Below are 26,581 nucleotides of genomic sequence, written 5' to 3'. Positions count from 1 at the left end.
GTCGCGCACCCGGCCGCCCTCGTCGTCACTCGTCGCGAGCACGCCACGAACCCGCCGCGCGTGAGCACGCGCGCGGCTATGCGTTGGCGGGCGTCTTTTGACGGTCGGCTCACCGGCGGGTCGCCGCTGGTGACGGCCGTGCTGCCACCTGCAATCAATAACGCATTTTTTACTAAAAAAATTGATTCTTTTGTGAGCAAGATACCATCCACCGTTTAAAATAATCCATCTGTTATTGGATAAATAGACGAGCATCTCCGGGTGCGATAGACTATACGAAACGTTTCGGAAGGAAATCCATGCCCGCTCTCGCAGACAGCTCGCAACCGTTTGGGTACCGCCCCTTTGAGGGCGGGGACTTTGACGCCGTGACGGACATGTGCGCGCGCGCCTGGTACAAGAGCGTCGAGGGCGTGTATGACCGCATCATCTTTGGTCGCGTGCTGACGGCGGGCGCGTTGCGCCGTTCGAGCATCACGCAGGTCGCCACCAAGGGCGACCGCGTCGTGGGTGCCTGCTTTGGCGGCGTCTGCCTGGACGGCGTCCTCGAGAAGAACGACAAGTGGAAGAGGAGCTTCGAGGACACGATGGCCATCGCCCGCAAGCGCGCCAAGCTGGGCGGCATTGCCGTGGAGGAGCGCCTGTTCAGCAAGCTGCGCATGTTCACGGTGGCTGACGTGTTCATCTCGCGCGGGTTCACCAACTCGCAGGCGGAGTTCAACCTGCTGGTGGTGCACCCCCTCTTTCAGCGTCAGGGCATCGGCCAGACGCTCTTTGACGCGATGCTCGCCGCCTTCGCGGAGGCCGGCGCACAGGGCTGCTTTGGCGTGGTGGACGATGACTTTGACAGCGAGTTCATGCGCAAGCACGGCTTGAGCGTCGTGGAGAGCCGGCGCGGCGCTGCGGGGGATTCCGGCAGGCGAACGGTGTCGCTGCTGGCGCGCAGGCTCTAGCCATACCGTCCCGTCACAGGTGGGAGCGGGCCGGTCGGGTGGCTGGCTCCGTCTGGTTGGCCCCTGGCCGCGCCCGGCTGGGTTTTTCGCCCCGCGTGTCCCGGCCTCGCTTCCGTATTGGATATCCAGTCTGAGCTATGCTGTATGTCCCATTGATCCAGAGAAACGCGGTGACCGTCATGATGCGCATCACGCATGCCATACTTCACGCCTTTGACTTTGAGGGGGGCGCCTCGTACCCCAGCGAGCGCGAGCTCGACCTGGGAAGTCGTCCAGTCAAGTCGTATGTGCAGCGTTGCATGCGCAAGCTGGCCTCGTCGGTCGAGAGCCGGCACGGCACCTTCTCGCGGGAGAGCTCGTTTGGCGACGCGCTCGAGCAGTATGCGCGCGGCGGCTCGTTGGGCTTCGTGGAGCTGTCGCAGCAGCTGGCCGCGTTCCTGTGGGAGGAGCTGCGGCGCTGCGATGACCTGGAGCAGTGCGACCTTTTGGTCGTCGACTTCACGGACACGTGCGACCTGGGCTCAGGACCTGCGGCGACGTCTCAGGCGACCGTCGCGCCCACGACGGCTGCGGCAGCTGTCAAGGTTGCAAGGGTCCCCGCGCCCTCCTTGGGCGGCGAAGACCTCTCCGAGCGCTTCTTTGGCGCGGCGCTGCTGCCGCGCAGGCGGTCGTTCGTCCATGACCTGAGGTCCGATGGCTCGGGCGCTCCCTCCAACGAGATCTTGCGGCAGGACTGCACGCTTCCCAATCCCACGCAGAAACTTGACAGCTATCTGCTGGTGAACCTGGCGACCGGTGCGATTGACTTCCATGACAAGCCGCGAAGCCAGGCCGGCAGCGAGGTGGACCTCATCGCCGACCATCTGCTCGCGTGCAGTGCGCAGGCCTCGGCCAGGCAGGCGATGCAGACGGTCGAGCGCATCGTCGAGGAGGTGGCCCAGCAGTACGGCGAACATGCGTCGCGCGCGGTCGCCCAGGCCAAGCATGCCGTGGCGGCCAGCGCCGAGCGGGAGGAGGCGTTCTCGCCGGCAGAGGTGGGAAGGCAGGTCTTTGAGCGCCGTCCCGAGCTGCAGGAGCGCTATGAGAGCGCCTTGGGCGAGGCGAGCCTGCCCGACGAGGTGCCCATGCGGCGTACGGCGGCCAACAGGATCGCCAAGAACCACCGCATCAAGACCGACACCGGCATCGAGATCAGCTTCCCCAGCGAGTATGCGGCGGACGCCAACTTCATCGAGTTCACGGCAGATGACGAGGGGCGAGTGTCCATCCTCATCAAGAACGTGGGACGAATCGAAAACAAGTAGGTGCGGGCCGGAACCCTGCGGCGCGGTGACGTGACGACGTCATCGTCTGCCAGGCGTCTTCACGCCATCACAACCCCGCGCGACGAGTCGGCCGACTGGGCTCATGAGCGAGCGGTTGCGTATGTGTGGCACCCCTATGCATCGCTTGTGGCGTGACATGTCCCAGAGTCGGCATTACTCGCTATTTTTTACCTAAATCGGTCGTTTTTCATCGAGTAATGCCGACTTTTTGACAACCCTCAAAGTAGGACACGAATATGAATGACTTACTTATGCATATTAGGTGGTACTGCGAGCGGATGTGCGCCAGGTTTGCCCCCATGCCCTTCCGCTCGCCGCGCTAGCGCCGTATGAAGACCCAGTCATCCTTGGAGGAGCGTCCCTGGTCAAGGACGTACCCTCGGTCGTCAAAGCGTCGCAGGTCCTCCACGTTGCCTATCCGGCGTTCCGCCGCCCAGCGCACGAAGCCGCCCCGCGTTGCCTTGGCCTCCGTGGCGGCCTGCACGAGCTTGCCGTCCCGCGGGCGCGGCGCGAAGAACCCGCAGGTGATCACCCTGACTCCCGCCGCGCGGGCTGCGGGGAGGACGGCGCGGGCGTACTCTGCCGACGCGACGTTCACGATGGCGGTCGCGCCGTCGCCCGTGCCGTCCGCGCCGCCACCGGCATCGTCTGCACCACGGATGACCTCCTTACAGATGCGATCGCCCCAGAACTCGTAGAGGTTGCGCGCGCCTTTCGGCGCCAGGCGCGCCTGCATCTCAAGTCGGTAGGGAGCCACGCCGTCCAGGGGGCGGAGCGCCCCATACATGCCGGACACGATGCGCAGATGCCCCTCGAGCCAGGCGAGCTCCTCCGTGCTCATGACGGCGGCGGCCAAATGGGTGTACTGGATGCCGTTATAGCAGGTCACGGCTGCGGTCAGGGACGCGGGACCCTGACGTAGCGCCTCGCCGAGCGCGAGGGTCTGAGCCCAGGCAGCGCCCGCCAGGGCGTCCGAGCAGCGCCATAGCCTCTGGGCGTCCTCGCGGCCCAGGGCAAGGAGGGCGGCGGCCAGGGTCCGAGCGTCCTCGAGAAGCCGAGGCGCCTGTGCGGGCCTCGGCTCATCGTCGCTTGCTACCATGCGCTTGGCGGGGGATATGATGATGCGAAAGCCCATGATCTGGCGGCGTCGTCAGACGGTCTGCCTAGGCGGCGGGGGAGGGGTCGGTCCCCTTGGCCTCGGCGCGCCTCAGACGACGACGGTCGCTCCGCAGCGTGGGGATGGCCGTATCGGACAGGTAGACCGACAGCCGCCCGCCCCCGACGCTGAACGTGGCCGAGCCGTCGTCGCCTATGGTCACCGACGCCTCGTCGCCGATGACGCAGCGCCAGGTCTCGCCCGCATGGGAGGCGCCCACGTTCATCTGGGCCTGCGACTGCTCCCCGTCGGTCAGGAGCACGGCGACGCCGGAGGCCTCATGCTCGTCGTCACCCTCGCGTGTCCAGCCGATGAGGTCGGGGCTGTCAAGGAAGTCGTGCTGCGGGCCATAGGCGAAGCGGCGCCTGATCTCCATGAGCAGGGGAAGCTCCTCCACGGCGGGGATGTCGCCGCCGTTGGGCATGCCAAAGAGGTCGCCATAGAAGACGCAGGGGTAGCCTGCCTCGCGCAGCAGGATGCAAGCGTAGGCGCTTGGCTTGAACCATGGCTCGATGAACGACTGGAGCGCCTGCCCGGGCTGGGTGTCGTGATTTTCCACGAAGGTGACCGCATGGGTGGGGTCGCTTGCGACGAGCGTCCCCTCGAAGAGCCTTGAGAGGTCCATCTGGCCGTCCGAGGTGGACGCCTGGAAGAGCTTGAAGTGCAGCGGCACGTCAAAGAGGCTCATGGGAGCATCATCGCCAAGGTAGCCCCTGAGCTCGTCGAGGTCGCTTGACCAGTACTCGCCCACGGTAAAGAGCTCCTTGCCCGTGCGCTCGCGCAGCTCGTCGAGCCAGCGGCGGTAGAAGTCACGCTCAATGTGCTTGACGGCGTCAAGGCGAAAGCCGTCCAGGTCGCAGGCGTCAACATACCACGCGCCCCAGGACACGAGTTCGTCGTAGACGGGTGGGTGCGTGACGTCCACGTCGTCTCCCATGAGATAGTCGTAGTTGCCGTTCTCGTGCGTGACGTCAGGGTCCCACTGCTTGTCGGCAAAGCGGAAGATGGCCTTGCGCTGGGTGGCCTCGTCGTAGTCGCAGCCATGAAAGCAGCTGTGATCCCAAACGAAGTCAGAGTAGGCGCCCTTGCGCCCGGGGAAGGTGTAGCGGCTCCAGGCCGTGATGACCTGCGTGCCCGAGGAGTCCTGGGTGCGGTCGTCGGCATTGACCTCCACGGCCTCCACCTGCTCGCACTCGTCGGCGCCCATGCGGTGGTTGAGCACGACGTCGGCCAGCACCTGAATGCCCTGGGCCTTGAGCTCCCTGATGGCGGCGAGATACTCGTCCTTGGTGCCGTACTTGGTGGCCACGCTGCCCTTCTGGTCAAACTCGCCCAGGTCGTACAGGTCGTACACGCCATAGCCCACGTCCTCGGCGCCGGCCTGCCCCTTGTAGGCCGGAGGCAGCCACACGCTCGTGATGCCGACCTCCGCAAAGGCCTTGGCGTTGGTGCGCAGGCGCTCCCAGTGCTTGCCGTCGGCGGGCAGATACCAGGAGAAGCCCTGAAGCATGGTTCCGTTCATGAACATCCCTTCCCAAGCCGTTTGGCCCCGCGGGTCCCGCGGACGCCGCACTGCCGTCCGAATGCCGCCCTGCCGCTAGTCCTCGTCGTCCTGCGTCTGCTCACGTCTGATGATGTCCGCGAGCGTGCGCCCGTCAAGGAACTCCGCCGTCATGGCGCCCAGGTCGCGCCACATGCCCACCGTGGGACACCTGCTCACCTGGGGGCAGATCTCGTCGTTGGTGCAGTCCAGGCAGGCCACCGGCGCGAGCGACCCCTCGGCCGCGCGCAGGATCTGCCCCAGGGTGATCTGGTCGGGCCGGCGCGTCAGGCGGTAGCCGCCTCCCTTGCCGCGCATGCTCTCGACGTAGCCCGCCTTGTGCATGAGAGAGACCACCTGGTCAAGATACTTGCGCGAGATGCCCTGGCGCTTGGCGACGTCACCCAGGGACACCCATCCCTCATGCGTCGCCAGATCTCCCATGACGCGCAGGGCGTAGCGGCCCTTCGTGGAGAACATCCCAGCCATGGCGCCTACGCCCCCTCCGTGGCAGACGGTCCCTCGCCCGCGTCCGCCCTCCCGCCGCCGTCCAGCATCTCCTCGAGCGTGCGCCAGGCGAGCTCGGCGCACTTGACGCGCGCGGGCATGTGCGAGATGTCCTTGAGCATGAAGGCGTCCTCGAGCTTCTCGTCGAGAAGGGCCTCGTCGGTCTGCTCGCCGCGCAGCATCTGCCCAAACAGGCGGCAGCGCTCGATGGCCTCCTGGGGGGTCTTGCCCACCATGAGGTCGCTCATCATGTCGGCGGAGGCCTGGCTGATGGCGCAGCCGTGCCCCTGGTACGAGGCCTCCTCGATCGTGCCGTCGGCTGCCATGCGCACGAAGAACGTGAGCTCGTCGCCGCAGGAGGGGTTCACGCCCTCAAGGACGTGGGTGGCGTCCTTCATGGGGTACTTGTAGTCCGGGTGCTGGACGTGGTCCATGAACTCGGGATTGTAGAGGCCGGTCACGCCGGCGGCAGGGCTATCCATTGAAGATGCTCCAAACGTTGGTGAGGCCGCTCACGAGGCGGTCAATGTCCGTCTTGTCGTTGTAGAGGGCGACGCTCGCGCGGCAGGTGCTGCCCATCTGGACGCCCAGGTAGGAGAGGAGCGGCTGGGCGCAGTGGTGGCCGGCGCGGATGCAGACGTCTGACCCGTCCAGGATGGAGGCCACGTCGTGAGGATGGACGCCGCGGACGTTGAAGGAGACGGCGCCCACGTGACGGCTGCCCTCGGCGGGCCCGACGACGTCCACGAAGTCGAGGGCGGCCAGCTGGTCGGTGAGGTAGGTGGCGAGCGCTCGCTCGCGCGCCTCCACCAGGTCCATCCCAAGCCCCTCGAGGTAGGAGAGGGCCGCGTCAAAGGCGTAGATGCCGGCAGCGTCCTGGGTTCCCGCCTCGAACTTCTGGGGGACGGGCGCCCACACGGCGCCCTGCTCCGTGACGGAGTCGATCATCTCGCCGCCGGTGAGGAAGGGGGGCATGAGGTCAAGAGCCTCGCGCGTGCCCCACAGCACGCCGACGCCCATGGGCCCCATCATCTTGTGGGCGCTGAGCGCGTAGAGGTCGCAACCGAGCTCGCGCACGTCGGTGGCCACGTGAGGGGCTCCCTGCGCGCCGTCCACCACCAGATAGGCCCCCGTCTCGTGGGCGCGCCGCGCGATGGCGCTCACGTCGTTCTGCACGCCGAGGACGTTGGACACCTGCGTCACCGAGACGATCTTGGCCCTGGGGCCGATCTTGGCCTCGATCTCCTCGGGCGTGATGCGGTAGTCGTCCGAGAGGCGCAGGTACACGAGCCTGGCCCCCGTTGCGGCGCAGACCTGCTGCCAGGGGATGAGGTTGGAATGGTGCTCCATGATGGAGACGACCACCTCGTCGCCAGGCCCGAGCACGCCGCGCCCCAGCGAGCTGGCCACGAGGTTGAGCGACTCGCTCGTGTTGCGGGTGAAGACGATCTGGTCTGCCTGGGGCGTCCCCTGCGCGTCCACGGCGCCGATGAAGCGGGCAACGTGGGCGCGGGCTTCGTCGATGGCGGCGGTGGCCGCCACGGACAGACGGTAGAGGCCGCGCAGGGGGTTGGCGTTCATGGTCTCGTAGAAGGCGCGCTGGGCGTCGAGCACGCAGGCGGGGCGCTGCGAGGTGGCCGCGCTGTCAAGGAAGGCCATGTTCTCGTCGGCCGCGAGGAGGGGGAAGTCCCCCTTGTGGGGATTGCGCTCAATGTCTGCGAGCTGATGTGGCGTTAGCACGTGGCATCATCCCTTTCGGCAGGGCTGTCCTGCCCAAGCTCGAGCGCCTCGGAGAGGTCCCGGGCGACATCTGCGCCGAGAACCTCCGTGGCACGTGCGAGCGCGGCCGCGCGCGCCTCGCTCACCGCGGCATGGATCATCGCGTCGTCAAAGACGGCGCGGGCAAAGAGGGCGAAGGCGGCCTCCTCTGAGAGCCCGCGGGCCGCCAGGTACGCCAGCTGGTCGGCGCCCACCGAGCCGATGGACGCGCCGTGGTTGCCCTGGACGTCGTCCTCGTCGCAGAGGATGACGGGGAGGGTCTTGTTGGTGACGCCCTCGCCCACCACGAGGACCGTCTCGGACTCGTTGCCCTTGGATCTACTGGCGCCGTGGACGAGGTCGATGGTCTCGCGCAGGGTCTTCTGGGCGGCGTCGTCCAAAAGGCCATGGGCATGGAGGTCGGCGCGGGTGTCGCGTCCGCGCTGGCGAACGACGTGGTTGACGTCGAGCAGCTCCTCGCCGTTGGCGAAGTAGCGCGTCTCCAGCTCGAGGCGGGAGCGGTCGCCCACCAGGTCGACGGCCATGCCCAGGGCGACCTGGTGGCCCCCGAGGGCGTACTGGCGCAGCGTGACCGTGGCGTCCTCGCCCACCTGTATGCCCAGGCCCTCGAGGTGCGTGTGGGTGTTGCCCAGGGCCACGACCTCGTTCACCGTGAGCCTCGCCCCCCGCTCGCAGATGATGCGGACGAGGTTGGCGGAGTGGGTCCGCCCGTCGCCGGTCGCGTGGCTCACGAGCGCGACGGTGGCCTCAGCCCCCTCGCGCACGAGGACGCCCGTGTCTGCGACCTGGCCCTCGTCGGCGTCGACCTCGACGAGGATGGGCTCCTCGCGCCGTGTGTGGCGAGGGACCTCGATGTAGCGGGCGTCGCCGGCGGAGTCCTCCACCCAGCGGGTGGCTGCCTCGCCGATGCCGTCCTCGACGGCACAAAAGAGGCGCGGCAGGCGGGAGGTCACCTCGCCCTTCGCCGGGGGGGTGGGCATCCTGAGCGTGGCCTCGTTGATCTTGAGGTAGTTCCAGGTTTGGGCGGGTGGCACGTTGACGTGCTCGAGCGTGGTGCAGGAGCCTGCGTCCATCATCCGATCGCCCCTTCCATCTCGAGTTTGATTAGGTTGTTCATCTCGACGGCATACTCGAGCGGCAGCTCCTTGGAGACCGGGTTGGCAAAGCCGTTCACGACCATCGAGCGCGCCTCCTGCTCGGAGCAGCCGCGGCTCATGAGGTAGAGGATCGTGTCGTTGGAGATGCGGCCGATGGAGGCCTCGTGACCCACGGCGGCCGTGTTGTTACGCACGTCCATGGCGGGGATGGTGTCGGAGCGGCTGATGTCGTCGAGCATGAGCGACTGGCAGCTCACGCTCGCCCGCGCGTGGTCGGCCCTTCTGCCCACCACGACGGCACTGCGGAAGGTGTTGACGCCGCCGTCCTTGGAGATGGACTTGGTGTCCACCGAGGCGGCCGTGTTCGCGCCGCCCAGGACGACCTTGCAGCCCGTGTCGAGGTCCTGGCCCGCGCCCGCGAAGGTGATGCCCGTGAACTCGCAGGTGGAGTTGGCGCCGGCCAGGATGGTGGTGGGATAGAGGTAGCTCACATGGCTGCCGAAGGAGCCCGAGACCCACTCCATCTTTGCGTCCGCGCCCACCGTGGCGCGCTTGGTGTTGAGGTTGTACATGTTCTTGGACCAGTTCTCGATCGTGGAGTAGCGCAGGCGCGCGCCGTCCTTCACGTAGAGCTCCACGGCGCCGGCGTGGAGGTTGGCCTCGTAGTACTTGGGCGCCGAGCAGCCTTCGATGAAGTGGAGGTCGGCGCCCTCCTCGACGATGATGAGCGTGTGCTCGAACTGCCCGGCCCCCGACGCGTTGAGGCGGAAGTAGCTCTGCAGGGGGTAGTCCACGCGGACGCCTGCGGGCACGAAGACGAAGGAGCCGCCCGACCACACGGCATAGTGCAGGGCCGCGAACTTGTGGTCGTCCATGGGGATGAGCTTGCCAAAGTACGCGCGGACGACCCCCTCCCACTGGGGGTCGCGCAGGGCGTCCTCGATGGTCGTGTAGACGACGCCGCTCTTGGCGACCTCCTCGCGCATGTTGTGGTACACGATCTCGGAGTCGTACTGGGCCCCCACGCCCGCAAGGCTCTTGCGCTCCGCCTCGGGGATGCCCAGGCGCTCGAAGGTGTCCTTGATGTCCGTGGGAACGTCGTCCCAGTCGCGCGCCTGAGCGGCGCCGGCGCTCACGTACGTGGAGATGTGGTCAAGGTCCAGCCCCGAGATGTCAGGACCCCAGTTGGGGGCCATGTCACGCCGATGGTAGACGTCAAGGGCCTTCAGGCGCAGCTCGAGCATCCAGGCGGGCTCGCCCTTCTTCCCGCTGATGGCTCGGACGATGTCGGGGGTCAGGCCGTCGGCGTAGCGCTCGTAGCCCTCCTCGCTCATCTTGAAGTCGTAGAGGGAGCGGTCGACGTCGGCCACCTTGGAGCGGCCCCTCTCGTCGAGCGTGGGTGGGATGACGTCGCTCATCGCAGGGCCTCGCTATCCTGCGCCTCTTGCTGGTCCTCAAAGCGCGCGAAGCCGTTGGCGTCGATGTCGTCGATGAGGGAGGCGGGCCCTTCGGCCACAAGGCGGCCCCTGACCATGACGTGCGTGCGATCGACGGAGAGCCTCTCGAGGATGCGCGTGTTGTGGGTGATCATGAACAGGGCGCCCTGGACGTCCTGACGGTAGGCCTCGATGGCGCGCGAGACCACGGTGAGCGCGTCTACGTCCAGTCCGGAGTCGGTCTCGTCGAGGATGGCCAGCTTGGGGCGAAGCAGCAGCAGCTGCAGCATCTCGATCTTCTTCTTCTCGCCGCCCGAGAAGCCCACGTTGAGCTCGCGCGTGAGGAAGCCGTCGGGGATGTCGAGCTGCTCGGAGATCTGGGCGACGCGCGCGCGGAAGCCGCGGGCGTTCATCTTGAGCTCGGGACGCATCTGGCAGATGGTGCGCAGAAAGCTGTAGAGGGGCACGCCCGGCACCTCGACGGGGGCCTGATAGGAGAGAAAGACGCCCGCGAGCGAGCGCTTGTCGGCCCCCAGGCCGGTGATGTCGACGCCGTCGAAGGTGATGGAGCCGGCGCTCACGCGATAGGCGGGATCACCCATGATGACGTGGCCCAAGGTGGACTTGCCGGCGCCGTTGGGGCCCATGAGGACGTGACACTCGCCGGCCCCGACGCTCAGGTTGACGTCGGAAAGGATGGGCTTGTCCTCGGTGCCGGCCGAGAGTCCCGAGATGTCTAGCAACGTGTTGGGCATGGTGTCTCTCCTCGCAAGGGGCGCCCGCGGCAGATGCGGGCGCCGATTAAATCCTACTCACGTGGAGGGATTTTACCCCCAAGAGGGCGATTCATTCAACGTCCATGTTCATGGGGGCGACATGCGCTCGTCGCGCCCGGGCTGGTGCCGTGGCCTGAGAGCCGCGGACCTGCGCGCTGCCTCGCCGGCTCAGGCCTCAAAGAGGCGATGCCACACCTCGGCGAGGACGCCGTCATCGCAGCTGGTGGTCGTGACCAGGTTGGCCCTGCGCCTGACGTCCGCGCTGGCGTTGGAGACGGCCACGCCCACGCCGGCGACCTCGATCATGTCGAGGTCGTTCTCGGCGTCGCCGCAGGCGATCGTGCGCCCTAGGTCAACGCCCTCAAGCTGGGCCACGGCGGCAAGCCCCCGCCCCTTGTTGACCCCCTTGGGGATGAGCTCCAGGTACCTGCCGCTCGAGAAGGTCGTGTCAACGCCCTCGAGGAGCTCGGGGTCCATGTCGTCGCGCAGGCGATGCAGCTCGTCGAGGGCGCCGGGCAGCACCATCAGCAGCTTGGCCAAAGGCGCGTCCCCCACGAGGTCAAGGTCGCCGTGGCCGCAGTCCACGTAGTCCATGTGGCCCTTGAGGTAGTCGATCTCGGCTGGCACCATGTCAAAGCCCCAGACGGTGCCGTCCAGGCCGTACACGTGCATGCAGATGCCCAGGGACTTTCCATGGTCAAAGAGGGCGCGGATCCTGTCGCGGCCCATCGTGTGGGAGACGAGCGGGGCGTCCTCGCCAAAGCGCGTGATGCAGCCGCCGTTGTAGGAGATGACGTAGGACCCCTCCATGAGCTCGGCGGGCAGCTCGGCCAAGGACGCCATGACCGATCCGTAGGCCCTTCCCGAGGCGGGGACAAAGAGGCAGCCGACCGCGCGCAGCTTGCGGATGGCCTCGACGTTGGCGGCAGGCAGGTGATGGTCGTGGGCAAGGAACGTCTCGTCCATGTCGCTGGCGACGATGCGATAGCCCGTGTCGTTCATGGTTGCCTCCTTAAGGCGGCGTGGTCGTGTCATGCAGGATGCGCTGCGGGGGATCTGCCGCGCGGGATGTTTCGTTCGTAATTCCTCGTCGTCAAGAATACCCCCCGACGGTCGCGCGCAGGGCGCCGGTGTGCAAAAATGCGGTCGTTTGCCATGATCGCGCCCTGGGTCGCCGCGGATGCGCCCTGGGGTGCCATGAGACGTCCGGCGCGCGCCGGGGAGGGGCAGGACGATGGAGGCTTGGGAGCGCCTGGGCGGTTTTCTCTCGGAACACATGGTCGCGGTGATTCCGGTCTGCCTGGCCTTGGGCATCTTCCTTCCCCAGGTCTTCTCGGCGCTCAACGCCGTGGTGGTCCCCCTGTTCATGGTGATGGCGTTTCAGGGGGCGCTCTGCATCAGGCTCTCCGACGTCAGGGACACCTTCGCGCATCCGCTGCCCCTTCTGGGCATCCTCGCCTTCTCGCACCTGCTCATGCCCCTGGCGGCGTTCGCGTTCGCACGCCCCCTGTTTGGGGAAAGCCCCGTCATCGTCGCGGGGTTCGTGCTGGAATACTCGGTGCCGGTGGCCACGTCGAGCCTCCTGTGGGTGAGCATGTGCGCGGGAGACGTCTCGCTCTGCCTCTCGGCGGTGCTGATCTCCGCCGTCATCTGCCCCTTCACGCTGCCCGCCGCCATGGGGCTGCTCGTGGGGGAGGCGGTGTCAATCGACGTGCCCGCCATGATGGGCGAGCTTCTTCTCATGGTGGCGCTGCCGGCCGTGGCGGCGACCGCGCTCAATGAGAAAAGCCAGGGGTGGGGCTCGAGGGTCCTCTCGCCCGCGCTCGCGCCGCTTGCCCGCATCATGCTCGTCCTTCTGGTGATCGCCAACTCCACGGGCATCAGCGAGCCCATGCTGCACCTGACGGCCGAGCTCGTGGGCGTGCTCGCGTTCACGGGCGTCTTCTGCGCGGGCGCCTTTGGGGCGGCCCTGCTCGCGGGGCGGCTGTGCCGTCTGAGGCGACCCCAGGCGGCGGCGCTCGCGTTTGCGGGCGCCATGAAGAACATCTCGGCGGGTGCGGTCGTGGCGATGACGGCCATGCCTGCCGGAGCCTTGTTCCCGGTCATGGCGGGCACGCTCTTCCAACAGTTTCTGGCGGCCGCCTGTGGCAGGGGGCTTCGCCCGCGCGGGTGAGCGCCGACCTGTCGCAGAGGTGCGTCTTCGTGGGCTGCTTGTCAGCCATCGCGAGCGCCGCGCAAGGCGCGCGACCGTTCGAGTGGGGGCTCAAGTCCGTGGAGGCCACGCCCGGCACGGACCGGGACGCGCCCTAGGGCTTCGGGTGGCACAACGCGGACGAACGGCGAGCGACCGGCATCCGCCTCAACAGGGGTCGGGACGGATGACATCCCTACGTCACCCGCACGTTCCCAGCTGGCAGGCGCAGAATGGGTGTGGGGGCCGGCGTGAGCGGCCGTCGTCAGTCCAGCGAGTTGGCGAGAAACGCCCGCGTGCGCTCGTCCTTGGGATTGCCGATGACCTCCTCGGGGGCGCCCTCCTCGACGATCGCTCCCTCAAAGAGAAAGGCGACGCGGTCGGAGACCTCGCGGGCAAAGCCCATCTCGTGCGTCACGATGCCCACGGCCATGCCGTCTTGGGCGAGCTCGCGGATGAGCGTGTGCATGTCTGCCGTGAGCTTGGGGTCCAGGGCCGAGGTCGCCTCGTCAAAGTAGATGATCTGGGGCCTCATGCACAGGGCGCGTGCGATGGCGGCACGCTGCTGCTGGCCGCCCGAGAGCTCACAGGGCACCTTGTCGGCATGCTCCGTCAGATCGAGCCTGCGCAAAAGCTCGCGGGCCTCCTGCGACACCTCCTCGCGGTCGCGCCCCTGCACGACGATGGGGGCGTCGGTGACGTTCTGCATGACCGTGAGGTGGGGAAAGAGGTTAAAGCTCTGAAAGACGATGCCAAAGCGCATGCGCGCCTGCTGCATGGCCTCCTCATGGTAGATGGCGCTGCCGTCGTCGCCCGCCTTGGCGACCATCACGCTCCCATAGGCGAGGCTCCCCTCGTCAAAGCGGTCGAGCAGGGTGAGGCAGCGCAGGAGCGTGGACTTGCCTGCGCCCGAGGGCCCGATGATGGAGACGACCTCACCCTTGTTGATGAGGAGGTCAACGCCGCCGAGCACCTCCCTCTCGCCAAACGACTTGCGCGCCCCCTTCACGTAGACGGCCGGAAGTCCCAGGTAGCTGGCGTAACTTTGGTCGGGGCGCGGGAGCTTGAGCGCGGACGCCGCATGCTTAGTCATGGTAGTAGCCCAGCTTCCTCTCGACGCGACGCAGGACGAACTCAATGACGAGGCAGGTCACCCAGTAGATGAGCGCCGCGATGATGAAGGGGGTCATGCTGCGCTGGGACGAGACGAGCGCGCGTCCCTCGGTGAACATCTCGGCGATGCCGATGGAGAAGGCGAGCGAGGTGTCCTTGACCAGCGTGACGACCTCGTTTCCCATGGCGGGCAGCACCCTTTTCACCACCTGGGGCAGGATGATGCGAAAGAAGGTCTGACGCTTGCCGTAGCCGAGCACCTCCGCCGCCTCGTACTGCCCCCGGGGGATTGACTGGATGCCCGAGCGGTAGATCTCGGCAAAGTAGGCCGCGTAGTTGATGACGAAGGCGATGAGCACCGCCGCGAGCATGAAGCTCGGGCCCGTCTTGATGCCAAACACGAAGTACGGCGTGAAGAACACCGCGAACATCTGGAGCATGAGGGGCGTGCCCCGCATGACGGAGATGAAGAGCTGGCAGACGAGGCGCAGGGGCCTGAGGCGAGACAGACGTCCCACGGCGACGAGCACGCCCAGGGGGAGCGACCCCACGAGCGTGACGGCGAAGATCTGGAGAGAGGTGGCGTATCCCCCAAGGAGCACGCCGACCATGGTGGAGAGTTCCACGAGCTGCTACCGCCTAACTTGGGACGACAGATTGGACCTACGCATGTTGCGGACCTGCAGATTGGACCTGGTTCCGGCCAGGGAAAGGCCGCCTGGAGGGCGGCCTGGGACACCTGCCTGTTTCCCGGGGGCTAGTTTGCCTTGGGGAGACACCACAAATCATACGACACTCCCTGCGACGCGTACTTTGCGCACAGCTCCTTGACCGTGCCGTCCGCGTCCAGGGCCTGGAGGTCCTTCTCGACCTGGGCGGCGAGCGCCTTGCCCGTGTCGGTCTTGTCAAAGCCCACGCCAAAGTGCTCCGTGTTGAGCGCCTCCGAAAGGACGGAGAACGTGCCCTCCTTGCCCGTGCCGTTGAACGCCGCCACGGGGTAGTCGCAGGCGATGGCGTCCACGGACCCGCTCTCGAGCATCATGAAGGCGGTGTTGTAGTCGCCGATGGTCTTAAGCTGGGCAAACGACGCACCGAGCTCCGCCTGGGCGCCGTCGGTCTTGAGCAGGTCATAGGCGGCGGAGTCGGTCTGGGTGATGACGTTCTTGCCGGCAAGGTCCGAGAGCGCCGTGATGCCCGAGCCGGCGAGCACGACGACGACCTGCTTGTTTTCCATGTAGGGGTCCACGAAGTAGTACTTGTCCTCGCGACCCTCGATGGTGAAGCCGTTCCAGATGCAGGTGATCTGCCCCGAGCCGAGCAGCGCGTCCTTGGCGTCCCAGGAGATGGGCATGGGGGTGTAGATCCAGTGCTCCCTCTCGCAGACCTTCTGGGCAAGGTCAAGGTCAAAGCCCGTGTACTCGCCGTCGTCCCCCTTGTAGCCGTAGGGTGGAAAGTCCTCGTCAAAGCCCACGATGAACGTGCCGTCAAAGCCGGGTATCGAGCTGGCGGAGCCCGCCGCGCCCGTGGAGCCGGACGACGAGGCACCGCCGTTTGCGCAGGCGCTGAGGGCGCCCGTCGCGGTGGTCAGAAGCAGGGCGTTCAGGAACTGGCGGCGCGAGAGCGCGGGGCGGATGCTGGGCATGGCGGTCTCCTTGGCGTGTGACGATTGCTCGTGCGTGGTCGAGGCGTACAGGCTCGTTCGACGGGAGCACTTTATCTGAGTAAAGCATACGGGCGACGCGCCCTCTTCGCAAGGGGCCTTTATCAACCTGACACAATCTGCCTGACGACGGGCCGCAGGCGAGGGGCCACGACCGCCCTTCGCCGGGCTCATCGAGGGGGCAGCCTGGCCTTGCCCGCCTGCGTGCGCACGAACACGACGACGGTGCGCCCCCTGCGGCCCGACCATATCGAGCTGCAGGTCACAAGCGAGACGGCGCCGGTCGCCCGAGTGACGAGCGCCTCCGCGTCGGGGGCGCGGGCCGTGGCGTTGTGGCAGAGCCCCTCGAGCCATGTCCTGAACGAGGCGGCGTCCCTCCACGCAAACTGTTGGACGTCCTGGTTTGACTTGTCAACGGAAAGGGCGCAGAGCGCCGACAGCCTCACGCGTCCCTGGGCGGGCGTGGTGAGGATGGCTCCCGGGCGGCAGCGCTCGTCAAACTCGCGCTGCTGATGGCAGCAAAACAGGGCCGAGAACATCCCCCCGACGCTCGTCAGGTGGTGGCCGTAGACGACGACGTGGCGCGAACCCAGAGGGCTGCGGGCGTCCACATAGGGCGTGCCTGCCGAGGAGGGGCTCCCGTCCAGGGCGTGCCCGAGGAAGAAGTCCGGGTCCGACGCGTCTGCCTGCGCCAGGGGCAGGTCAATCTGGGCGCCGGGCACCTCGATCCAGGCCTGGCAGCAGGGGGCCTCCTGCCGCGCCCGCGCGAGGGAGGGCGGGCCCGCCTCCTGGCGGGCCGCCCCGGCCACGGCCTCTACCTGCCGTATGGAGGAAAGCTCTCCCAGAAGCAGGCGGCACCCTCCTGCGATGCCGCCCGCCCCCAGGGCCGCGACCAGCGTCAGCGCGGCGCGCAGGCCCCAGCGCGGCGCTGGTCTCCTTCTCATGGGAGCGTATGGGCGCGCCGACGGCCCCTGAGCGCGCGTCGGGCCGTGCGTCCCAGCCGTGGGCCCCTGAGGCCGCGCGCCCGCCAGAGGGCAGACCCAAGGAGGGCGGACCCTGCCGCGCCGAGCACCCAGGCGAGGGGCCCCGAGCCCGTCTGGGCCAGGCTGCGCAGGGCCTTGCCCACGCCGGTGCCCCCACGCGGGGAGCCTCCGTTGGGACCGCCACCATTCGGGGGCGCTTCCACCGTGACGGTCTGTGCCTCGTCGGTGAGGTCCTCGTGACGGGCGACGACCGTATCGGCGTCCTCGTCACCGACGCGCTCCAGACGCTCGAAGGCGACGACCTTCCTGCCGGCCTGCCGGGAGAGGTCAACCTGCAGGGGAACGTCCACGGACCCCGCGCTCGCCTCGGCCTTGAACTCGACGCTCCTCTCGTCCGAGAGCGCCTCGCCCGTCTGGTCCACCATGCGTCCCACGACGCGGTAGGTCTGGCCGGGGGTCACGTTTTCGTAGCTGACGCGGTCGGTGACGCTCACCTCGGCCGCGGGGGCCGTCTTCCTGCCCTCCGTCTCTGCGCTCGTCAGGATCTTGGGTATGCTCACCGCCTGCTCGTCGTCGCTGACGTCCGCGTGAGCGGCGACGGTCCTCCCCTCGTGGGAGAGCCTCTCGAACGCGACGACGGTCTTGCCCAGCAAAAGCGTCCCGTCAAAGGTGAACTCGAGGTCCACCGACCCCTGCGACGCCTCTGGCGTCAGGTCCAACGAGGCGCTCACCGCCTGGGAGAGGTCTGCCCGCGCGGGGTCCATGACGCTGCCGTCCTGCATGAGGACGCCCGCGTCGGAGCCGTCGTCGGCCCGCACGTGCAGCGTCCCCGTCAGGATATAGCCCTTTTTGGGCGTGAGCCCCGCGTACGAGACGGTGTCGACGATCTTGGTGGTGCCGCGTCCCTCCTCCTCGTGCGTCCCGCTCGCCGCCCCCCTCGCGCTCGTCGAGAGGGCCGCGACGCTCACGGTCTGCCCCTCGTCGTCGATGTCGGCATGGGAGGCGACGGTGGCGCCGTCCACGCTCAGCTCCTCGAAGGCGACGAGACGCGCGCCCCTGAGGTTTGAGCCGTCCACCTGGAAGACGACGTCGACGTAGCCCGAGGGCTCCGTGGGCGTGAAGTCCACCGACGAGGAGAGGTCCGCGCCCGAGGCGTCCTTGACGGGCCCTTGGTCGGACCCGTCATCCCCGCGTCGGTGGAGGGTCCCCGTCATGCGGCACGGCTGTCCGGGAACGAGATTCTCGTAGCGCACCGTGTCAACGACGCGCTGCGCGCTGGCGGCCTCGATGCCGCCGTCCTCGGTCGTCTCGCCGTGCGCCGTGGTGTGGATGGCGGGGATGTGGATAGACTGCCCCTCGTCGGCGATGTCGGCATGGACGAACACCTCGGCGCCGTCCGCGCTCACCGTCTCGAAGGCGACGAGGGTGCTCCCCTCGAGCGAGGAGGCGTCCACCGAGAAGCTCAGCTCCACCGAACCGGTCGGCGCGCTTGGGGTGAAGGACGTGCGCGCCTCGACGGGCGTCCCGTCGGGCGTCGTGAGCTGGCCGCCGTCGCCGCCGTCCGATCCGCGCAGATGCAGGGTGCCCAGCACGTCATAGGTCTTGCCGGGCGTGAGCCCCCGGTAGGTCACCGTGTCCTTGATGGTTTGGTTGGCGGAGGCGCCCATGAGGCCCTTGCCCGTCCCTGCGGCCGTCGCCCTCGTCCGCCCGCTCGCCCTCACCACAACCGTCTGCGCCGCGTCCGCTATGTCCTCGTGCCGCGTCACGACGGACCCGTCCTTGCTCAGCGTCTCAAAGGCCACGAGCTGGGCGCCCTCCTGCAGTGACGCCCCGCCAAACGTGAACGTGAGCTCCTCGGTGCCCGAGCTGCCCTGGGGCGTAAAGGTGCGCGAGGCGCGCACCGTCCCGCCTGCGTCCGAGAGGGGGCCACGGTCCGTCCCTGCAACGTCGCGCAGGTGCAGGCTGCCCTCCAGCTCGTAGGTCACCCCGGGCTCGAGGCCGGTGTAGTGAACCGCGTCCTTGAGGCTCAGCTCATCCTGCGCCTCCAGCACCTTTGAGCCGTCCGGGCCCTGGGCGCTCGTCCTCAGCTGAGGGCCGGGGTGGTCGTCGATGGTGCCGAGGTCCACGGTGGCGCCGTCGTTCCTGTCCGCCGGCTTGAGCTCGACCTCAAACGTGACGAGCTGACGTCCCTCGTTGGCCTTGCAGGGGAGCTCCTGCACGGTGTAGCGGTCAAAGGGAAAGGCCTTCCTGCCCGGCTTGGGCCGCGTTGTCAGGTCGGTGCGGCCCGTGAACCAGACGCCTCTCTCGGGGTCGAGCGCATCGTCTGACAGCTTGAGCGCATCGAGGTCGGCAATGACCCTGCCAGAGTCGTCATGCGTAAAAGCGAGGTCGCTCACGGCCGCGTCGTTCGCGTTGTCAAGGCGGCCCTCGTCAAAGTTGTCGCTGTCGAACGCGCCGTTCTCGTCCGTCACGATCACGTGTGCCTCGTTGCGCCCGTCGCCGTCCTGGTCGGACTGGGCGATGACGAGGAAGGCGGTGCGGGGCAGCGCGCCCATGGAGGGCGCGTCCTTCTTCGAGAAGTGGAAGCCCTCGCGCTTGACCTGGTCTGCCACGGTCGCGTCGGGGCCTTCGAGCTCGACTTTCTGGCCGTCCTCCCTGACGCAGAACTGCTTCTTCCACCCCTTGTTGACGAGGTAGCCCTCGGGGGCCGTCTTCTCCATGACCTCGTAGCTGCCAAAGGGCAGCGCCTTGCCCTCGGTCTGCGCCACGCCGCCCTCGTTGGTCGTGACGGTGAGGACGAAGGCGCCCGGCTGGCACTCCCTCAGCTCGCCCGAGTCGGCCAGCACCGAGACGGTCGAGCGGTTGGTTATGACGAGCTGTGCGCCCTCGAGGGTCGCCGCCCCCTCCGCCTTGCCCTCGCCGTTCTCGCAGGAGACCTTGGCGACGCGGACGTCACCGCGCACCACCTGCTCGGGGAGGGCCTGTAGGCGGTAGCTTCGACCGTCGCCCTCGTGCGCCCTCAGCGTGAGCCTCCACGTCGAGTTGGGCAGGTAGCCCGGCGAGGGGCACTTCTCCACCACGGCGTAGGTGCCGTAGGGAAGGCCTTCCACGCGCCAGGCCCCGGCGTCGTTGGTGACGGCGGTGGTGACCTCAGCCCCGACGTCGATCGCCCTGCCGCCGAACGACACGGGGTGGTCTGACGCGTTGAGGATGGAGAGCACGGCGCCGGCGAGAGAGGCGTCCCCCTGGGGAACGCCGGCGTCGCGCTCGGCGTCGACCTTCGTGCCCGAGACCTCTCCCGTTCTCTGGGGCCGCTCCGCTGCCACGCTGACGACGTCAGGCTCGTCGGGAACCGTCGTCGTGGGCCCTGTCTGGGCGTGCCATACGGCGCGCCTCGTCGAGCCGTCCTGGCTCACGACGGCCGTGAAGGCGGGAGGAGGGGAGGGGAGGGCGTAGCCCGCAGGGGCGCAGACCTCCTGTATGAGGTAGCTGCCAAGCGGCATCACGATCCTGCCCTCGGCGGTGGTGAAGGGCGCGTCTCCGCCCACGAGGTTCGAGGCGTTGCCAAAGTCCACCCATCCGTCCTCGTTGGTCGCAAAGATCCAGCTGCGCCTTGGGGCGCCCGTGGTGGTTCCGTCCACGTTGTCGTAGAAGCTCACGCGAAAGCGCGCCCCTCCCAGGCCGGCGTCGCCCTGCGGCACGCCCTTGGTGTCCTCGTCCTCCTTCTTGAGGAGGGCCCAGCCGTCGTCCACCGCCGGCTCGTCGACAAAGCTCACGACGGCCTCCCGGCCCGCGGCGACGTCTACCTCCCTCGTCTTTTGGGAGAGCGCGTAGCCTCTCGGCGCCTCCACCTCCCTCACCCAGTATCTGCCTGGCTGGAGCGAGAGGACGTTCGCCGTGCCGTCCGCCTTGGTCGTGAGGGTCCCGACCTCGTGCGTGCATGCGCTGTCGGCGTAGGCGACGAAGCGCGCCCCCTCGAGGGAGTAGCAGCCGTTGTCCTGGGTGATGGACGACGCCGCGCTCGCCTTTGTGAGCCTGAGCCATCCCTCATGCTCGAGGTTGGTGACGACCAGGGCCTGCGACGTGGGGTTGCGCGCGTTCTCGTAGCGCCACGAGCAGTTATTCTCGGCGGCGGCGTCAACGTTTGCCGTTGAGGCCGCCCAGGCCTTGGCCTCCTGGTACAGGGCGTCGCCCGCGTCGCGCACGGTCTTGGTCATGCCGCGCGCGACGTCATCGGTCAGCACGACGTAGCCCTCCATGCCCATGTCGCCGGGAAAGCGGTTCCAGCCCAGGTCGTCGGTGCAGCGCCAGACGGCCCACTGGGTGGCGAGGCGGGCGTCTTTGCCCGAGAGCCCCTTGACGTGCTGAGATGCCGGATGACCGTGATAGAGCACGTAGCCCAGCGCCCCCGTGACGCGCTCGCGCCGCTCGAAGCTCGTCGTCGTGCCGAGGGACACCCCATATTCGCAGCAGAAGGCCGTGGTATGTGGCTGGCTCGTGGAAAAGGTCGCAAAGGAGGTCTTGACCACGTCGATCGTCTGATGCGGCTCGGCTCCCCTCGCCGCTCGGGGCGCGACGCACAGGATCGCCACAAGAGCGCAGGCGAGGCAGGCGCTGGCCATGAGCGCCCGGCGCAGGAGGGGCCTCATAGCGCATCGCCTCCCCGGGCGCACCTGCCGCCGGAGCCGACGAGCGTCATGGCCTCCCGCACGACCCGTGCAGGCAGCGGGCGCACGTCGCAGACGTCACCGGTCGCCGCCCCGCGCGCGGCACGGGTCACGGGCAGGCTCTGGAGCCCCTCGGGCACGCTCAGGGCCGTTAGGAGCGCGAGGGCGGCGACGAGCACGGCGATGAGCGCCTGCCAGGTGCGCGGGCTTTGCGCCAGACGCGCGCGGGCGTGGGCCCGCGGGCCCTGACGGGGCCCCTCGCGCACGGAAAGGCCACCTCCAAGGCCTCCCATCGTCAGGTTGGCAGAACGCTGTGGACAGCTGCTCATGATCGCTCCCTTCGCACGTGACGCGTCATCCGATGTCGGCACTCTCAAGTTTTGGGTCGCCGCACGGGCCACGAAAGGGAATCACGGAGCTTATCAAGGGAAAGAGGGGCCCTCTGCCTGCCGCCGCAAGCTACTTGCCGCAGGCTTGCGGCTTTGTTGCCGGCGTCTTGTCGGCTGCTGGCGCGCCCGTCACCTCGCGCCCGCCCTGGCATGTCCGCCGCGCGGAACATGCCGTACCGCCCGCGCCTCGCCGTGCCAGGCACACCCGCTGAGATTTTTTGGAAAAGACCCTTGCAAAGGGAACTGACTTTGGGCATGATAGTCAAGCGCGATACGAGGTGGGGCATGGTGGGTGTAGCTCAGTTGGCAGAGCGACGGACCGTGGCTCCGTAGGTCGAGGGTTCGAGCCCCTCTACCCACCCCATTTCACGTCGATGGGTCGTTAGCTCAGATGGTAGAGCAGGGGACTCTTAATCCCAAGGTCGAGGGTTCGACCCCCTCACGACCCACCATTGAAACGGTAGGCCAGGCACCTCGTCGTGTCTGGCCGTTTTTGTAGTTCGATAACGTGAGGAGTGGCTCATGCATAACGTTCGCCAGATTTGCGAGGACACGTGGTGGGTGGGCGCCTCTGACCGCCGCCTTGAGCTCTTTGAGAACAACTATCCCACGCCCGAGGGCATGGCCTACAACAACTTCGTGATCATGGACGAGAAGACCTGCCTCCTCGACGGCATCGACAACGCCGTGCGCGACCAGCTCTTTGAGAACCTCGCGCACGTCCTGGGGGGCCGTCCCCTTGACTACCTGGTCGTTGACCACATGGAGCCCGACCACTGCGCCGCCATTCCCGACCTGGTGCGACGCTATCCCGAGCTCAAGCTCGTCGCGAGCATGCAGGGCTTCAGGATCATGGGGCAGTTCTATCCCGACCTTGACATCGAGTCGCGCAAGATCGTCGTCAAGGAGGGCGACACGCTCGAGCTGGGGCGTCACACGCTCCGCTTCATCACGGCGCCCATGGTCCACTGGCCCGAGGTCATCATGAGCTTTGACGTGCACACCGGCGCGCTCTTCTCGGCCGACGCCTTCGGCGAGTTTGGCGCCCTGGGCGGCAACCTCTTTGCCGACGAGGTCAAGTGGACGCGCACCTACGCCCGCGAGGCGCGGCGCTACTACGCCAACATCGTGGGCAAGTACGGTCCGCAGACCCTGGCGGTCCTGGCCAAGGCGGCCAAGCTCGACCTCAAGTACATCTTCCCCCTGCACGGTCACCTCTGGCGCCAGGACTTTGACCGCATCCTTTTGCGCTATCAGAAGTGGGCGAGCTACACCCCGGAGTACGACAGCGTCTGCATCTTCTACGGGTCGGTCTACGGTCATACGGCCAACGCCGCCGACATCCTCGCCGGCAAGCTCGCCGAGCGCGGCCTCAAGAACGTCCGCGTCTACGACTCGTCCAAGACCGACGTCTCGGAGCTCGTGTCCAGGGCCTTTCAGTATTCCACGCTCGTGTTTGCCTCCTCCACCTACAACCTGGACATCTTTGACGGCATGGACCACTTCGTGCAGGACCTCGTGAAGCACAACATGCGCAACCGCACGGTCGCCATCATCGAGAACGGCAGCTGGTCGCCCCAGGCCGGCGCGCTCCTCAAGCAGCGCCTGGGACGCATGTCCAACGTCCAGATCCTTGACCCCATGGTCAAGATCAAGTCGAGCGTGACCGAGGAGGACGTCGAGCAGCTCGACGCCCTCGCGGACGCCATCGTCGAGGACCTCGCGCGCTAGCCTTCGTCCTGCCGTCCGTGGTCTCGTCCCGCGCCGCCGTCTCCCAACCAGCGTACGGGGGCGGCGGCGCGTCTATGGGTCGGCCCTAGCTGCCGTTCGTGCCGGCCGCGCGTGCCGCGACGCGCTCCGCCTGGCTCAAGAGGTCGATGCCCCGCTCATGGAGCATGAGGGCCTGGCTGTGCCTGACGAAGGCCTCTGCGCCGCCTTCGCTCGCCAGCCGCATGAAGGGCTCGTCCACCGCAAGATGCGTCACGAACACGAGCATCTCCTGCCCGTCGCCGCAGCAGGCGTCCAGAAAGTCAAGGGCGTTGTCCACCCGCCCCATGACCGACCCCGCGCGCTCGTCAAGCTCGCTCGCGCACCTTGCCAGGGCCTGCGCGCAGACGACGCCCTCGTCGCCGTCGCCCAGCGTCCGGGCCCTGAGCAGCTCCCTGCGCAGTCGCGCGAGAAGCGACGCCTGGGCCAGGAGGGTCTTGAGGCGCCCCTCGCTGGTCGTGCCCTTGGCGCGCGCCTGGGCCACCGTCGTTCGGCACGACCGCTCCTGCGCCTTAAGCCATGACGGCAGGGCGTCGCCCGCGTGGGCGTCGCGACCGTCAAGGGCGCGCCGCGTCAGCTCGAGGGCGCCGCGTGCCTGGTCGAGCGCATGGACGTCAGCCAGGACGGCGCCCAGCAGCAGGTTGATGAGGGCGATGCGCTCGTCCAGGGCGGCGTCCCGGGCGCGATCGGCGATGCCGGGCGCGGCGGTGCCGCCCAGGATGTCCTGGACCTTGTAGTCGTCCTCATATTTCGAGAAGAGCTCGAGGTACAGCGAGAAGTCCTCCGCGACCTCACGGTCCTGCAGGTACTGCGAGACGAGCGCGAGCGAGACGCCCATGCCCTCGCGGCGGTACGCGCCTATCATGCGGGAGAGGTCCTCCCATCCGCGTGCCGTCACGATGCGCGCCCCCCTGACGCCCGCCCGCAGGCGATAGAAGTACGCGGGCTTGCTTGCCAGGTAGCTCGTGACGGCGGGATGGACGCCATGCGTCGTGGCGTAGTCCATCCACACGTCGAGGTCGGGCTCGATGTCAATGCGCTTGAGACGGTCCATCATGGCGGGGTCAAACTCGCGCGCCGCCCGGTTGTACTCGGGGGGGTTGCCGGCGCAGACGATGACCCAGTCGGCAGGCAGGCGGTGCTGCCCGAAGGTCTTGTACTGCAGAAACTGCAGCATGGAAGGCATGAGCGTCTCTGAGGCGCAGTTGACCTCGTCCAAGAAGAGGATGCCCTCCCTCGTGCCGGACCGCTCGACGGCGTCGTAGGCGGCGGCGATGATCTCGCTCATGGTGTAGCGGCTGACGCGATAGTCACGCTCGCCAAAGCGCGCCCCGCCGATGTAGGGGAGGCCCAGGGCGCTCTGCCGGGTGTGATGGGTGATCGAGTAGGACACGAAGTTGATGCCCAGACGCTCGGCCACCTGGCTCACGACGGCCGTCTTGCCGATGCCCGGGGGGCCCATCAGGATGATGGGGCGCTGCATCGGGGGCGGTACCATGTCCAGTCCGTCGTCGTCCTTGGCGAGGTAGGCCCTCACGGCACCCTCGATCTGCTCGGTTGCCTCGGCTATGTTCATGTGACGCTCCTCTCCGCCCGGGTCGCCTGGAGCGGCTCAGTAGACGGACATGCTCTCGAACTCGCCGGGATGCAGCGTGATCTGCAACGCCCAGGCGGGCACGAGCTCGGGTCGGTGGTCCTCGTCGTAGAAGACGAAGGTGGTCTTATAGGGGGGCATCTGCTCGGGATAGATGCCCCAGCCGTCGGTGAAGTAGATGAGCCCCTGAAAGTCATCGAACTCCCCTCGCTCCCTGAGCTCGCGCACGTAGCGGAAGGCCGGTCGAAAGTCCGTGCCCCCGAACCCCTTGAGACGAATGGACCGGCGCCAGCGGTCGAGGTCGGCGAGCGAGCTGATCTTGGTGTCGCCCTGCACGCGGGCGTCGGCCTGGATGATGTGGATGTTCGTGCGCTCGAAGAAGCTTGACGCGCTCGTGAGCACGTCAAAGGTGGCGTCCACGAACTGCTGGACCACCGTCGCCGTCACCGAGCTCGACGTGTCGATGACGATGGCAAAGTCCCTGATGCGCTTCTCGTCCCTAAATTCCAGGGGCTCTATGAGGGGTGTGTCGCCGTACAGCTGGAGTCCGTAGGTGTAGAAGACGTAGTCGAACTCGGAGTCAGAGAGGTGCATCTCCTCGCTGGACACGGCAAACTGGCGGAGAAACTCGCGATAGTCCACCTGCTCGTGCGTGCTGACGGCAAGCTCGCGCACGAGCCCCTGCGCCTGGGAGCCGTAGGACCGCGAGAGCGTCTCGAGGTCAACGCGCAGAGACTTTGCGGCCTTGGCCCAGCGCTCCTGCGCGCACGCGTCCTCGCAGGCGGCCCTTGCGTCCCCGCTCGCGGGTGGCGGGCCGTCGTGGGGCGCGCCATCGTAAGCTTCTGGCAGGTCGCGTGCCTGATCGTCGTCACGGGCGGCGCCGGGACCCTCGGAGGGACCCTCTCCCTCGTCGGGGTTTGAGGTCCGGCCAGACCGCTCGCCCTGCCGGGGGGCGCCCTCGTCGCCCTTCCCGTCGTCCGCGGGTGCGTCCTGCGGCTCGGGATACCAGCTGCCGTGATCGTCGGAGACGAAGAGTCGCTCCCACTGCTCGACGTCGTTCTCAAAGCGTCCCTCTCCCAGCGCGCGATAGATGCGCTCGGCACCGAGGCGCCCCGCGAGGACGGCGCCCAGCTGGTCGAACGCCGCCTGCTCCCGACTGCCTCGCAGGCCGTCTCGCGGTCCCATGAGCTCGGCGACCACCGCCTCTGCGGCGATGTCGGCGGCGAGGTCCCAGTGCCGTCTGCGCAGGCTTCCCCCCACGAAGGGGTGGAGCAGCAGGCAGTGGGCGAGCGCGTGGACGAGGTCATGGGTCGGCGCGCGGCGATGCTCCACAAAGTCGCCCATCACACGCTCAACGTCATAGCTAAGGCTGCGCCCGTCCACGCGAAACAGGCTGGATGACCCGTGGCCGGCGACGGGCGTCAGCAGCGAGAGGGAGCTCGCCAGGAAGGGGTTGCGCGCCACGACCTCGCAGCGGGCCAGCTCAAGGATCTGGCGGGCGAGCGCATCTGCCTCCGGGTCGGCTCCGGCCGCCGCGGTCTTGTCGGAGGGGGCCACGCCCTGAGCGCCTTCCTCCCTGTGCGGCGTGGCGGACGGCGCCACCCCGTCGGACACGTTCGCCGGATGTACCTCCGCAAACAGGACGTGC

21 protein-coding genes and 2 tRNA genes are annotated in these 26,581 nt (G+C 67.6%); 6 read left to right on the top strand and 17 right to left on the bottom strand.

Annotation, left to right across the window (positions count from 1 at the left end; translation table 11 throughout):
- Nucleotides 1–299: 299 nt before the first annotated feature.
- Nucleotides 300–953: a GNAT family N-acetyltransferase gene (locus tag BN3001_RS00675; RefSeq protein WP_058269916.1), complete on the top strand. Its 654-nt coding sequence runs from the start codon at nt 300–302 to the stop codon at nt 951–953.
- Between the two features lie 179 nt (nt 954–1,132).
- The gene (locus tag BN3001_RS00670; protein ID WP_058270003.1) at nt 1,133–2,257 is read left to right on the top strand and encodes a nucleoid-associated protein; all 1,125 of its coding nucleotides are present in this window, start codon (nt 1,133–1,135) and stop codon (nt 2,255–2,257) included.
- A gap of 340 nt (nt 2,258–2,597) precedes the next feature.
- On the opposite strand, the gene BN3001_RS00665 is transcribed toward BN3001_RS00670, so the two are convergent.
- The 9 genes from BN3001_RS00665 to BN3001_RS00625 form a co-directional block, all read right to left on the bottom strand.
- Nucleotides 2,598–3,413 (bottom strand): YaaA family protein, encoded by an 816-nt coding sequence (locus BN3001_RS00665; protein ID WP_058269915.1) that lies wholly within the window; start codon nt 3,411–3,413, stop codon nt 2,598–2,600.
- A gap of 28 nt (nt 3,414–3,441) precedes the next feature.
- Nucleotides 3,442–4,956 carry an alpha-amylase gene (locus BN3001_RS00660; RefSeq protein ID WP_082629860.1) on the bottom strand — a complete coding sequence of 505 codons (1,515 nt, stop codon included), beginning with the start codon at nt 4,954–4,956 and terminating at the stop codon, nt 3,442–3,444.
- A 75-nt stretch (nt 4,957–5,031) separates the two neighbouring features.
- Complete coding sequence (locus tag BN3001_RS00655) at nt 5,032–5,463, bottom strand: RrF2 family transcriptional regulator (RefSeq protein ID WP_058269913.1); 432 nt, start codon at nt 5,461–5,463, stop codon at nt 5,032–5,034.
- A gap of 5 nt (nt 5,464–5,468) precedes the next feature.
- Nucleotides 5,469–5,963 (bottom strand): Fe-S cluster assembly sulfur transfer protein SufU, encoded by a 495-nt coding sequence (gene sufU, locus BN3001_RS00650; RefSeq protein ID WP_058269912.1) that lies wholly within the window; start codon nt 5,961–5,963, stop codon nt 5,469–5,471.
- The gene (locus BN3001_RS00645) at nt 5,956–7,221 is read right to left on the bottom strand and encodes an aminotransferase class V-fold PLP-dependent enzyme (protein ID WP_058269911.1); all 1,266 of its coding nucleotides are present in this window, start codon (nt 7,219–7,221) and stop codon (nt 5,956–5,958) included. The genes sufU and BN3001_RS00645 overlap by 8 nt, the downstream gene beginning before the upstream one ends.
- A complete protein-coding gene (locus tag BN3001_RS00640) occupies nt 7,215–8,336 on the bottom strand; it encodes a SufD family Fe-S cluster assembly protein (RefSeq protein WP_058269910.1) in 1,122 nt (373 codons plus the stop codon). Before BN3001_RS00640 ends, BN3001_RS00645 begins: the two co-directional genes overlap by 7 nt.
- Entirely contained in the window at nt 8,333–9,775 is a 1,443-nt protein-coding gene (sufB, locus tag BN3001_RS00635) for a Fe-S cluster assembly protein SufB (RefSeq protein WP_058269909.1), read from the bottom strand. The genes BN3001_RS00640 and sufB overlap by 4 nt, the downstream gene beginning before the upstream one ends.
- Nucleotides 9,772–10,548 (bottom strand): Fe-S cluster assembly ATPase SufC, encoded by a 777-nt coding sequence (gene sufC / locus BN3001_RS00630; protein ID WP_058269908.1) that lies wholly within the window; start codon nt 10,546–10,548, stop codon nt 9,772–9,774. Before sufC ends, sufB begins: the two co-directional genes overlap by 4 nt.
- 189 nt (nt 10,549–10,737) lie before the next feature.
- Nucleotides 10,738–11,571: a Cof-type HAD-IIB family hydrolase gene (locus BN3001_RS00625; protein ID WP_058269907.1), complete on the bottom strand. Its 834-nt coding sequence runs from the start codon at nt 11,569–11,571 to the stop codon at nt 10,738–10,740.
- A gap of 232 nt (nt 11,572–11,803) precedes the next feature.
- Between BN3001_RS00625 and BN3001_RS00620 the strand changes: the two genes are divergently transcribed.
- Nucleotides 11,804–12,742 carry a bile acid:sodium symporter family protein gene (locus BN3001_RS00620; RefSeq protein WP_058269906.1) on the top strand — a complete coding sequence of 313 codons (939 nt, stop codon included), beginning with the start codon at nt 11,804–11,806 and terminating at the stop codon, nt 12,740–12,742.
- 283 nt (nt 12,743–13,025) lie between these two features.
- On the opposite strand, the gene BN3001_RS00615 is transcribed toward BN3001_RS00620, so the two are convergent.
- The 6 genes from BN3001_RS00615 to BN3001_RS00590 all read right to left on the bottom strand — a co-directional run bounded on the left by BN3001_RS00615 (nt 13,026) and on the right by BN3001_RS00590 (nt 21,512).
- Entirely contained in the window at nt 13,026–13,853 is an 828-nt protein-coding gene (locus tag BN3001_RS00615) for an amino acid ABC transporter ATP-binding protein (RefSeq protein WP_082629858.1), read from the bottom strand.
- Nucleotides 13,846–14,499 carry an amino acid ABC transporter permease gene (locus tag BN3001_RS00610; RefSeq protein WP_058269905.1) on the bottom strand — a complete coding sequence of 218 codons (654 nt, stop codon included), beginning with the start codon at nt 14,497–14,499 and terminating at the stop codon, nt 13,846–13,848. The genes BN3001_RS00615 and BN3001_RS00610 overlap by 8 nt, the downstream gene beginning before the upstream one ends.
- A gap of 131 nt (nt 14,500–14,630) precedes the next feature.
- Nucleotides 14,631–15,515 (bottom strand): transporter substrate-binding domain-containing protein, encoded by an 885-nt coding sequence (locus tag BN3001_RS00605; protein WP_058269904.1) that lies wholly within the window; start codon nt 15,513–15,515, stop codon nt 14,631–14,633.
- 188 nt (nt 15,516–15,703) lie between these two features.
- The gene (locus BN3001_RS00600; protein ID WP_058269903.1) at nt 15,704–16,477 is read right to left on the bottom strand and encodes a class B sortase; all 774 of its coding nucleotides are present in this window, start codon (nt 16,475–16,477) and stop codon (nt 15,704–15,706) included.
- Nucleotides 16,474–21,165, bottom strand: a complete 4,692-nt coding sequence (locus tag BN3001_RS00595) for a VaFE repeat-containing surface-anchored protein (RefSeq protein WP_058269902.1) — start codon at nt 21,163–21,165, stop codon at nt 16,474–16,476. The genes BN3001_RS00600 and BN3001_RS00595 overlap by 4 nt, the downstream gene beginning before the upstream one ends.
- Complete coding sequence (locus BN3001_RS00590; RefSeq protein WP_058269901.1) at nt 21,162–21,512, bottom strand: hypothetical protein; 351 nt, start codon at nt 21,510–21,512, stop codon at nt 21,162–21,164. The genes BN3001_RS00595 and BN3001_RS00590 overlap by 4 nt, the downstream gene beginning before the upstream one ends.
- Before the next feature lie 348 nt (nt 21,513–21,860).
- Here BN3001_RS00590 and BN3001_RS00585 point away from each other — a divergent pair.
- The 3 genes from BN3001_RS00585 (at nt 21,861) to BN3001_RS00575 (ending at nt 23,303) form a co-directional block, all read left to right on the top strand.
- A tRNA-His gene (locus BN3001_RS00585) sits at nt 21,861–21,936 on the top strand.
- Between the two features lie 12 nt (nt 21,937–21,948).
- Nucleotides 21,949–22,024, top strand: a tRNA-Lys gene (locus tag BN3001_RS00580).
- A gap of 70 nt (nt 22,025–22,094) precedes the next feature.
- The gene (locus BN3001_RS00575) at nt 22,095–23,303 is read left to right on the top strand and encodes an FprA family A-type flavoprotein (RefSeq protein ID WP_058269900.1); all 1,209 of its coding nucleotides are present in this window, start codon (nt 22,095–22,097) and stop codon (nt 23,301–23,303) included.
- Between the two features lie 85 nt (nt 23,304–23,388).
- Here the strand turns inward: BN3001_RS00575 and BN3001_RS00570 are convergent, their stop codons facing one another.
- Nucleotides 23,389–24,915 (bottom strand): ATP-binding protein, encoded by a 1,527-nt coding sequence (locus BN3001_RS00570; RefSeq protein WP_058269899.1) that lies wholly within the window; start codon nt 24,913–24,915, stop codon nt 23,389–23,391.
- A 36-nt stretch (nt 24,916–24,951) separates the two neighbouring features.
- A partial coding sequence (locus BN3001_RS00565; RefSeq protein ID WP_235814998.1) for a vWA domain-containing protein occupies nt 24,952–26,581 on the bottom strand: 1,630 nt, incomplete at its 5' end.

This window comes from Olsenella massiliensis, assembly GCF_001457795.1.
In the GTDB taxonomy this organism is placed as follows: Bacteria; Actinomycetota; Coriobacteriia; order Coriobacteriales; family Atopobiaceae; genus Olsenella_F; species Olsenella_F massiliensis.
Note: the sequence above shows the minus strand (reverse complement) of the source record. Positions and strands in the feature narration are given on the sequence as shown.